This window comes from Allofournierella massiliensis (assembly GCF_004345265.1).
GTDB classification, from domain to species: domain Bacteria; phylum Bacillota; class Clostridia; order Oscillospirales; family Ruminococcaceae; genus Allofournierella; species Allofournierella massiliensis.
Window position 1 is genome coordinate 1 of sequence record NZ_SLUM01000051.1, and the last position, 9,657, is coordinate 9,657.

At 56.9% G+C, this 9,657-nt stretch carries 10 protein-coding genes; 5 read left to right on the forward strand and 5 right to left on the reverse strand.

Annotated features, from left to right (window positions below; genetic code table 11):
• Window positions 1-118: 118 nt before the first annotated feature.
• Window positions 119-895 carry an RNA polymerase sporulation sigma factor SigG gene (gene sigG, locus EDD77_RS17320; protein WP_082669672.1) on the reverse strand — a complete coding sequence of 259 codons (777 nt, stop codon included), beginning with the start codon at window positions 893-895 and terminating at the stop codon, window positions 119-121.
• 187 nt (window positions 896-1,082) lie between these two features.
• On the opposite strand from sigG, the gene EDD77_RS17325 reads away from it, so the two are divergent.
• Window positions 1,083-1,595 carry a hypothetical protein gene (locus EDD77_RS17325; protein WP_058966482.1) on the forward strand — a complete coding sequence of 171 codons (513 nt, stop codon included), beginning with the start codon at window positions 1,083-1,085 and terminating at the stop codon, window positions 1,593-1,595.
• Window positions 1,596-1,641: 46 nt separating this feature from the next.
• Here the strand turns inward: EDD77_RS17325 and sigE are convergent, their stop codons facing one another.
• From sigE to EDD77_RS17340, 3 genes are all read right to left on the reverse strand, one after another.
• Window positions 1,642-2,352, reverse strand: a complete 711-nt coding sequence (gene sigE, locus EDD77_RS17330) for an RNA polymerase sporulation sigma factor SigE (protein WP_058966480.1) — start codon at window positions 2,350-2,352, stop codon at window positions 1,642-1,644.
• Window positions 2,349-3,278, reverse strand: a complete 930-nt coding sequence (locus tag EDD77_RS17335; RefSeq protein WP_058966478.1) for a sigma-E processing peptidase SpoIIGA — start codon at window positions 3,276-3,278, stop codon at window positions 2,349-2,351. The genes sigE and EDD77_RS17335 overlap by 4 nt, the downstream gene beginning before the upstream one ends.
• 153 nt (window positions 3,279-3,431) lie before the next feature.
• Window positions 3,432-4,058 (reverse strand): HAD family hydrolase, encoded by a 627-nt coding sequence (locus EDD77_RS17340; RefSeq protein ID WP_058966476.1) that lies wholly within the window; start codon window positions 4,056-4,058, stop codon window positions 3,432-3,434.
• 200 nt (window positions 4,059-4,258) lie between these two features.
• Between EDD77_RS17340 and EDD77_RS17345 the strand changes: the two genes are divergently transcribed.
• The 4 genes from EDD77_RS17345 to tsf all read left to right on the forward strand — a co-directional run bounded on the left by EDD77_RS17345 (window position 4,259) and on the right by tsf (window position 8,577).
• Window positions 4,259-4,558: a YlmC/YmxH family sporulation protein gene (locus tag EDD77_RS17345; RefSeq protein WP_058966474.1), complete on the forward strand. Its 300-nt coding sequence runs from the start codon at window positions 4,259-4,261 to the stop codon at window positions 4,556-4,558.
• Window positions 4,559-4,775: 217 nt separating this feature from the next.
• Window positions 4,776-6,689, forward strand: a complete 1,914-nt coding sequence (locus tag EDD77_RS17350; RefSeq protein WP_242868477.1) for an LTA synthase family protein — start codon at window positions 4,776-4,778, stop codon at window positions 6,687-6,689.
• Window positions 6,690-6,898: 209 nt separating this feature from the next.
• A complete protein-coding gene (gene rpsB / locus EDD77_RS17355) occupies window positions 6,899-7,624 on the forward strand; it encodes a 30S ribosomal protein S2 (protein ID WP_058967216.1) in 726 nt (241 codons plus the stop codon).
• Between the two features lie 38 nt (window positions 7,625-7,662).
• Complete coding sequence (gene tsf, locus EDD77_RS17360; RefSeq protein ID WP_058966472.1) at window positions 7,663-8,577, forward strand: translation elongation factor Ts; 915 nt, start codon at window positions 7,663-7,665, stop codon at window positions 8,575-8,577.
• 779 nt (window positions 8,578-9,356) lie between these two features.
• On the opposite strand, the gene EDD77_RS18340 is transcribed toward tsf, so the two are convergent.
• On the reverse strand, window positions 9,357-9,657 hold a 301-nt coding region (locus EDD77_RS18340), incomplete at its 5' end, for a hypothetical protein (RefSeq protein WP_207667964.1).

The window sequence follows — 9,657 nt, forward strand, 5'->3', positions numbered from 1 at the left end:
TTGGCCGACCCATTCGTGGCCCCTTGAGGGGCGTTGTCTGTATTATGCCCTTCTAGGGCTTACTCAAGCCCCCGGCTTTGCCGGGGGTCCTGACTCCGATTGCTTGCGGCCAGGCATTTCACAGCTGTTCCCGGATACGGCCCAGCGCGTTTTTCTCCAGTCGGCTCACCTGGGCCTGACTGATGCCGATTTCCCGGGCCACCTCCATCTGAGTTTTGCCCGCCAGATACCGCAGAGCCATGATTTTTTTCTCACGCTCGCTGAGCTGGTGCACTGTGTCCCTGAAAAGAATTTCGCTGATCCAGCTGTCCTCACCGTCGTTTTCGCCCACCTGATCCATCACATACATGGCGTCGCCCGCGTCGTTGTAGACCGGCTCGTACAGGCTTACCGGCTCCACCACGCTTTCCAGCGCCAGTGTCACTGCCCGCTCGGGCATTTCCAGCCGGGCGGCAATTTCCCGGATGCAGGGTTCCCGCCCCAGCTCCTTTTGCAGCTGCTCCTTGGTCTGCATGGCCCGATAGGCGGTGTCCCGCATGGAACGGCTCACCCGCAGAGGATTGTTATCCCGCAGAAAGCGGCGGATCTCGCCCACGATCATGGGTACACCATAGGTGGAAAAACGCACGTTCAGCTCCGGGTCGAAGTTGTCGATGGCCTTGATCAGCCCGATACAGCCCACCTGAAACAGATCGTCCATGCACTCGCCCCGGCCGGAAAAACGCTGTACCACGCTGAGCACCAGCCGAAGGTTGCCGCGAATCATGGTCTGCCGTGCGTTGTCGTCGCCCTCGTGTGCGGCACGCAGCAGCTGCCGTTTCTCCGCTTCGGTCAGCACCGGCAGACGGGAGGTATCCACGCCGCACAGTTCCACTTTGTTGTAATACAAGCTCATTCACACTCCAAACAGGCAAGGGTGCCTGTTCAGAGTATGGCCGCGCCAGGAGAAAAGCAGTCAGCGCCGCGGCTGGCAAAATCAGGGCGCACAGCCGCAAAAAAGCAGGAATATATGTATAGCGTTCACATAAAAGCGTTTTCCGGCATACTGTGAACACAAACGATGCAAGGGAGTGGATGCGAATATGACCTCGGAACTCTGGCTTTTATGCTGTATGGCTGTGGTGATTCTGCTCACGGCGGGGCTTGCCTTTCTGTGGGCGGTATTTTATGACCGCTGCGCAAAGGAAAAACGGATGCTGGAACGACCGGATTTCACCGAAAAGGCCGGCTTTGCGGTGACGCGGCTGCCCGGTGCCCCCTATCTGCGGCTGGACCGGGTCTATCTTCTGGGGCGGCGCGTGGGGCAGCTGGAGTTCTTTATCCAGCCCAACTGGACGGCGGTGCTGCGGGTAGCTCCGGAAAATGAGGAGCTGCGGATGTGGGAGCTGGATCTGCCGGAATACGACCAGCTTACGGTGCGGCCGGTGAGCGGGGTGCGCACCGAGTTGCGGCAGGCACCGGGCGGCGGGGCGCTGGCCTGTTGGCAGCGGGACGGCTTCTGCTACGGTTTGTATCTGCCGGCGGGGGAAATGGGCCTTGCGGGCAGTCTGCTGGAGCTCTTTGCAGCGGACTGCCGGTGTGAAATTACCCGCTGAAAACCGGGGCCGGGCAAATCTTTCTGCCCGGCCCCGGCTCTGATGTTCACAGGGATTTTTCCAGCTCCCGGCGCAGCCGCAGGATGATCCGCTTTTCCAGCCGGGAAATATAGCTCTGCGAGATGCCGATGGCATCCGCCACTTCCTTCTGGGTGCGCTCAATGCCGTCGGCCAAACCGAAGCGCATCTGCATGATCTGCCGCTCACGGGGCGCCAGCCGGGCTACCGCCTGGCGCAGCATGTCTTTTTCCGCGTCCTGTTCCAGCTGAGCGCTGATCTGGTTCTGGTCGCTTCCCAATACATCCGAGAGAAGCAGCTCGTTGCCGTCGCCGTCGGTGTTCAGAGGCTCGTCGATGCTGGCCTCCTGGCGGCGGTTGCTGCTTTTGCGCAGATACATCAGAATTTCGTTTTCGATGCAGCGGCTGGCATAGGTGGCCAGCTTGATATTTTTTGAGGGCACAAAGGTGTTTACCGCCTTGATCAGCCCGATGGTGCCGATGGAGATGATGTCCTCCACCGAAACATTGCTGCCCTCAAATTTTTTTGCAATGTATACCACCAGTCGCAGGTTGTGAGTGATCAGGATGTCCCGGCAGCTCTGGCGGCCCTCCTCCAGCCCGGCGAACACCAGCTTTTCCTCGGCGGGGGTCAGGGGAGGAGGCAGAGTTTCCGGCCCGTTTATGTAGTAGACTGCGTCCGGAAGGCAAAGCCAGCGAAGCAATGCGTGCCAGACGCGCAAAAACCAACTGCATTTCATTCAACAGCACTCCTTTCCCGTCCGGCCGATGTGGCAGGCTCTCGCAGGGGCCGGGTGGTGTGATAAAATTCTTTGCCAAACAGTGCCTGCACCGAACCGTCTGCCAGAGTCTGGTCGGTGAACACCACAAGCACCCGTTCGGCCTGACGGGGATTCCCCGGGCAGGAAAGCCGGGCAAAAAATCCCCCCACGGCGGGAAGCGTGCGCATGCCCCCGGCGGTTTTGCAGGGAATCAGCCGTACCGGTATCCCGGGAGGGAACTCCGGGCAGGCCCCGGCAAAATAACGCTCCAGAAAGCCGGAAATGGCCGGGGGCAACGTGCCGCGCAGGCTGTTATAACTCACCAGTATCGGGGACTGACCGCTCAAAGGATCCCGCAGCAGAAAGCCGGTGTCCAGCAGGGCGTTCAGTGGCGGGGCGTTTGCCCCGTTCAGCGAAAGGCGCAGCTGCCAGTTTTCGGTGTCTTTGGGCGCGCCGAACAGCGCCAGCACCAGTCGCAGAACAAAATATACCCCGGCGGCGCTTCCCACAAGCAGGGTGGGGGAAACCGCCCAGTATACGGCAAGATTGTTGGTTTGAACGCCCAGTGGCAGATCCCGGCTCAAAGCCAGCAGTACCGCCCCTGCCAGCCCCATGTTCAGAAGGAAGTACCACACTGTCTGGCGGGCAAAGCCCCGCCAGCCCCGGAAAGGAAAGGCTGCCCGGCATATTCCGGCGGCACTGACCGCCTGATAGAGGATGCACGCGGCAGCGGGCATGGGCGGAGCCAGCAGAATCAGGGTGGACAGCGCGGCCGGCACAGCCCCGGCGCAGGTGCGCAGAAAGCCCGGGGGCGCGCCGCAGAGAAACCCCACGGCACGCAAAAGCAGATATGCCACCAGAAAATTCACCAGCAACAGGACATCCAGATAGATCACGGTTTTCACGGCTGCATCCCGCTCCTTTCACAGGGCATGTTTACCCGCTGTGATTTCGATTGTAGCGCGGCAGCGGAGAAAAAACTGTCAAAAAAATCAGGACGCCATGCGCCTTCCCGATGAGAGGGAAAGTGCACAGCGTCCTGCTGTTTTTTGGGGGGATTACCAGAGCAGATGTTCCTTGATGGGAATGCCGCAGGTGTTCAGCGCCCGGATGAAGGAGGAGCTGCCCTTGTAGTGGATGCCGGTGATGCCAAGATCAAAGGCGGCAGTGGTGTTGGGCTTGCTGTCGTCCACAAAAATGGTCTCGGAGGGGATCAGCTGGCAGCGTTCCAGCAGCAGCTTGTAAATGGCCGGATCCGGCTTGGTCAGCTTTACTTCACAGGAAGCGATACCGCCGTCGAACAGGGGCCAGAAATCCCGTTGGCGAATCTCGTCGATCACGTCCTGCGGGATGTTGGACAGGTAATAGATGGAAAAGCCCATTTTCTTCAGCCGCTTGATTACTTCCACGGTTTTGCGGCGGGTTTTGAGCATGCGGGCCCAGTCGTCCAGTACGCTTTGTACTTCAAAGGCGCAGCCCTCAGCCCTGGCTTTTTCCAGTATGCGTGCGTTGCCCTCGGCCCGGCTCAGCTGCCCGGCGTCCAGCAGCGTCCATTCCTCGCTGCCGAAGGTCAGATCGAACACCTTGTGCTCAATTTCCTCATTATAAAAGCGTTCCAGCAAAAACTCCCGGGGATTGAAATCAACCACAACGCCCCCCAGGTCGAAGATGATGTTTTTATACATAAGGCCAGATTCTCCTTTTTCTCCTTTGCAATCATCCAAGGGCGCAGGGCCCGGGGATATTGTTTTTATTATACACGATTTTCTGCGCCGGGCCAATGCCCCGGCAAAACTTTGGGAATTGGCACCCGGCAAAACTTTGGGAATTGGCTGCCGGTTTGGAACATATCAATAAAAGAAAACAAACGAGGGGGCGATGGACCATGACATTGCGGCAGCTGTGTAAAAAGGATGTGGTGCAGCTGGGCTCCGGCGTAAAACTGGGCCGGGCCGATGATCTGGAGCTGGAGATGGGCAGCGCGCAGGTGTGCAGCCTGATTCTGCGGGGGCGGCCCCGCTGGTTCGGGCTGTTGGGCCGGGGAGAGGATCTGGTCATCCCCTGGCAGCAGATTGAGACCATAGGCGAGGACGTGATTCTGGTGAACTGCCCGGTGCAGGATCTGCCTCCACGGCCGGAGGAAGATGGGCTTCGGGCGATTTTTCACAATTTTGTAAGCAGCTAATAACTTGCGCGGCCCACAGGGTACGGCGTATAATAAACAGCGTTTCCATTTACTACGGGATTTGCAGGAAAAACACCCCAAAGGTGGGATTGCCCGGAAAATGAAAAAAATACCGCCGTTGTTTCGTTTTCTTTTTCAGCAAAGTAAACAGAAACATCGAAGCGCGGGGAAGGGCACCGGTACAGGCGGTGTGCCCGGCCAAAGGAGGAACAATTCGTTGCAAGACGTCAAAACAAAACCATCATACCTTTCCGGAGTAATCCGGCGGTTGAGTGCACTGCGGCTGGTTATGGCTCCGATTGTAAGCCTGATCACCCTTGTGTGCACCGAATGGATCCATTGGGGTGAGGAGTTTACCCCGGAAGTGCTCACCGAGAATGTTCTGCCGCACCTGCCGGCATTCTTGCTCACCTGGCTGCTGCTGGGCTGTATTTATCAGGCCCTGGCCAGAGCCACACGGCTGCATCCGCTGGCGGTTCTGGTCACCGGGGCGCTGGGTTGCATCCCGGCGGCGGTTACATATTATAAGCTGAAACTGCGGGGCGAGCCGTTCTTTCCCTGGGATCTGTCTCAGGTTTCGGAAGCCAGCGATGTGATGGGAAAGGCCGGTCTGGAGCTGCAGACCTCCATGTGGGTCAGCGGGGTAATTTTCGCCGTGCTGTTTGTGCTGGCCTGCTTTATTCGGGAGCCTAAAACCGCACTCCGCACAGGGGCGCTGGCCGCGGGAATTCCTGCAGCGGGTGCGCTTGTGCTGGTGTTCGGCGTATTCATCAATCCCACGGTTTCCCAGCTGGTGGGGATCACGCCGGATATGTGGATGCAGAACCGTTACTACCGCAATTATGGCGTTATCGCCGGCTTTCTGACCAATATTCAGAACCTGCAGGTGGATAAACCCGAAGGATACAGCGAGGAAGCGGTGCAGGAGATTCTGGATAAGGCTGCCAGTCAGGATCTGGGCCCGGAGTTTGCGGGCAGCTACAAAAACGAGGGTGATGGGGCCGTGAAGCAGCCCAACATCATTTTTGTGATGAACGAATCCTTCTGGGATGTGGCCGAGCTGGAGGAATACGGGGTGGAGTTCGATCAGGAGGTCACCCCCAATCTTCACCGGCTGATGGAAAGCGCCGCTTATGGCAAGGCTTACAGCCCCAGCTTCGGCGGCGGTACCTGCGACGTGGAGTTTGAGGCGCTTACCGGCTACTCGATGGAGTTTCTGCCCAGTGGATGCAAGCCCTTCCAGCAGCATGTAACCCGGCCCATGTTCTCGATCGCTTCCTATTTAAAGGAACAGGGCTACGCCACCCAGGCAATCCATTGTTATTACGCCAAGTTCTGGAGCCGTAACACCGCTTACCCGAATCTGGGCTTTGACGAATTCATCTCGCTGGAGGATTTTGAAAACCCGGAGAAGAAGCGCTTTACCGAGTGGAAAAGCGGCCTTGTGACCGATGCGGAGATGACCCGCCGCATCATTCAGGAATGGGAAGAACGGAATACGGATACGCCGCTGTTCATGCACGCAGTGACCATGCAGAATCACACCAGCTACAACGAGGGCAACTATCCGGAAGAGGAACTGGTGGATATTGTGAGCGCTCCCGAGGGAATCAGCGAAAAGACGCTGGGCGCGCTGCGGGACTTCGCCACCGGCGTAAAGGAAGCGGACGCCATGCTGGGCGAGCTTACCGATTACTTCTCTCAGGTGGACGAACCTGTGATCCTGGTGTTCTGGGGCGATCACTACAATCCCATCGGAAGCGGTTATGAGGTTTACACCGCCACTGGCTACTCCTCTGCATCCAACAGCGAGGCGCCGGAGCTGCACAAGATGCCGCTGCTGATCTGGTCCAACTACTGGGACGAACCGGTGGACATCGGCACGGTGGCAGCCTACGACATCAGTCCGGTAACCTTTGAACTGTACGGTTTGGAACAGCCGGGACTGTTTGATCATCTGATCGATCAGCTGTCGGCTTATCGCAGCCGTACCCACGGCGTGACCATCCAGCCGGACGGTTCCGCCGATACCGAGGAACTGACCGACGAGCAGAGTCAGTGGTTCGACGAGCACTGGATGCTGCAATATGATCTGATGTTCGGCCAGGAATACGCCCTGGAAAATGAATAGAAAAGGAGCGGCGGAGGCACACAGGGCTTTCGCCGCCTTTTTATTGGAATTTCAACGGGAAAATACGAAAAAAGTGCTTGTATTCCCGCATCTCTTGTGGTATACTATACCGGCAATACACACGCATTGCTTTGTTCCCCTGTGCCCGCAAGGGTGGGAGATCATGCATGCAATGCGGAGGTAAAAACAATTTTTTGGAGGATTTAAACATGGCAGTAGTATCTATGAAGCAGCTTCTGGAAGCCGGCGTGCACTTCGGTCATCAGACCCGTCGCTGGAACCCCAAGATGGCGAAGTACATCTTCACCGAGCGTAACGGCATCTACATCATCGACCTGCAGAAGACCGTTAAGAAGCTGGACGAGGCTTACAATTTTGTTCGCGAGGTTGCTTCCGAGGGCGGCGAGATCCTGTTCGTCGGCACCAAGAAGCAGGCTCAGGAGTCCATTAAGGACGAGGCTACCCGCTGCGGCATGCACTATGTGAACGCTCGCTGGCTGGGCGGCATGCTGACCAACTTCCGCACCATCCGCAAGCGCATCGACCGCCTGGAGCAGCTGCGCCAGATGAGCGAGGACGGCACCTTTGATCTGCTGCCCAAGAAGGAAGTTGCCAAGCTGGAGCTGGAGATCGAGAAGCTGGAGAAGTTCCTGGGCGGTGTGAAGAACATGCACGGCCTGCCCAAGGCGATGTTCATCGTTGACCCCCACAAGGAGCGCATTGCTGTGGCCGAGGCCCGCAAGCTGAACATCCCCATCGTTGCGATCGTCGACACCAACTGCAACCCCGACGAGATCGACTACGTGATCCCCGGTAACGACGACGCGATCCGTGCTGTTAAGCTGATCGCCGGCGCCATGGCTGACGCTGTGATGGAAGGCCGTCAGGGCGAGCAGAACGCCGCTGAGGAGACCGCTGAGGCTGCCGAGGCCTGAGCACCATTTTCCACCGATAACGAAAGGGGATAATCAAAATGGCTTTTACTGCACAAGACGTTAAGAATCTGCGCGAGCAGACCGGCTGCGGCATGATGGATTGCAAGAAGGCTCTGACCGAGTCCGGCGGCGATTTTGACAAGGCTGTTGAGTACCTGCGTGAGAAGGGCCTGGCCGCCGCTCAGAAGAAGGCTGGCCGCATCGCTGCCGAGGGCATGGTTTACGCCACTGTCTGCGGCAAGGTGGGCGTTGTGGTTGAGGTGAACGCCGAGACCGACTTCGTTGCCAAGAACGATATGTTCCAGACCTTCGTAAAGGACGTTGCCAATGTTGTTGCCGAGCAGAACCCCGCTGATGTGGAAGCTCTGCTGGCCTGCAAGATGGGCGAGGATACCGTTGAGGCTGCTCTGAAGGAGAAGATCCTGGTCATCGGCGAGAACATCAAGATCCGTCGTTTCGAGCGTTACGAGGGTGTATGCGCTGCCTACATCCATGCCGGCGGCACCCATGCCGTTCTGGTTGGTTTCGATACCAGCGATGAGATCGCTGCGAAGCCCGAGTTCGAGACTTACGGCAAGGACATTGCCATGCAGATCGCTGCTGCCAACCCCGGCTACCTGTGCGAGGCTGACGTGCCCGCCGAGGTAATCGAGAAGGAGAAGGAGATCCTGCTGGCTCAGATCGCCAACGATCCCAAGAACGCCAACAAGCCCGACGCCATCAAGGAGAAGATGGTTCTGGGCCGCATCGGCAAGTTCTACAAGGAGAACTGCCTGGTGGATCAGGAGTTCGTTAAGGATAACGACCTGACCGTTGCCAAGTACACCGATAAGGTGGCCAAGGAGCTGGGCGGCGAGATCAAGATCACCAAGTTCGCTCGCTACGAGAAGGGCGAGGGCCTGGAGAAGAAGTCCGACGACTTCGCTGCTGAAGTTGCCAGCATGATGAAATAAGCCAGTCTTGTTCAGAAATATCCAGATTGTCCAAGAATGACGCCTAATTTGTCCAAAGACAGGGTTACTTTGAGGGTGAAAACCCATGGGAGAACAGAGTGAACCATTAAAAGTCGAGGAAGAAGGCAACAGAAACCGGTAAATCTGATGGGTTCCACGGTGTTTAAGTCGCGCACTGGGGAGAAAAAGCCCAAAATAGAGAAAACTGAGTTTCGACATTGACAGGGATAACAGGAATCAGAACACAGATTGCCTTGTAGAGGCAGTTTGGAATAACCGAGAGAGAGAGAAGTGTTCCGTGAGGAGCATTTCTCTCTCTTTTTTTATTGTCTAAGATACCCTGCTATCACCACCAATTACCGCTTTTCGCGGTTTTTTGGGGATTTGAAGCAGCCCAGGAGGTTAGCTGGTGCCCCCTACACCACCGCTCCCTCTCTGGCGCTGCACAACCCTTTCCCCATTTCCTCTTTTAACCTCCTCTTAGCTTTCTTCCTTCTCTCTCTGAGCCTTTGAGAAGCCTCGAAGCTTACCTCTTTCATTTGCACCTCGTTTTTCCTTCGGCCCCCGGCTCTCCTTCCTTCTGCCGGCTGCCCATTTACCCTTGTTTTTCCTCGCGCTCCCTTCTTTATTTACTTCCTTCGACTCCGCTATTCTTTCTTTGCGAGGTATTACAAGGGCATTCTGGCCTTTGGACAAACTAGACGTCACTCTTGGACAACATGTGAGAAACGTTTACAGTCTGGCTGATTTCTGCCCCGTTGGGGCGCAACCAATCGCTTTCATCCTGCCGCATGTGGCGCCGGTTCCGTTTTTGTGGGCGCAAGCCTTTGGGAGAACAGGCGGAGCGGTGCTGCGCGGCGATTTGATTGTAAATAAAACGGCTTCGGCCCGGCGTTCGCGGTGTTTTTAAGTCGCACATCGCGAGTCAAACGCAAAAGGGCCGGCAACAGCTGTAAAAGAGTGGTGCTCATTATGAGCACCGCTCTTTCAGCCTGTCGAAAAAGGCCACCTATCGGTGGTCTTTTTCTCGTATAAGGAAAGGGAATGCGGTATAATGGTGTGGGGTGATAAAAATGCTGG

What these genes read in the sequence shown, in the direction of transcription:
- tsf (WP_058966472.1), top strand. Translation starts at nt 7,663, where the DNA reads ATGGCTTTTACTGCACAAGACGTTAAGAATCTGCGCGAGCAGACCGGC.
- EDD77_RS17345 (WP_058966474.1), top strand. Translation starts at nt 4,259, where the DNA reads ATGACATTGCGGCAGCTGTGTAAAAAGGATGTGGTGCAGCTGGGCTCC.
- sigG (WP_082669672.1), bottom strand. Translation starts at nt 895, where the DNA reads ATGAGCTTGTATTACAACAAAGTGGAACTGTGCGGCGTGGATACCTCC.
- EDD77_RS17325 (WP_058966482.1), top strand. Translation starts at nt 1,083, where the DNA reads ATGACCTCGGAACTCTGGCTTTTATGCTGTATGGCTGTGGTGATTCTG.
- sigE (WP_058966480.1), bottom strand. Translation starts at nt 2,352, where the DNA reads ATGAAATGCAGTTGGTTTTTGCGCGTCTGGCACGCATTGCTTCGCTGG.
- EDD77_RS17340 (WP_058966476.1), bottom strand. Translation starts at nt 4,058, where the DNA reads ATGTATAAAAACATCATCTTCGACCTGGGGGGCGTTGTGGTTGATTTC.
- rpsB (WP_058967216.1), top strand. Translation starts at nt 6,899, where the DNA reads ATGGCAGTAGTATCTATGAAGCAGCTTCTGGAAGCCGGCGTGCACTTC.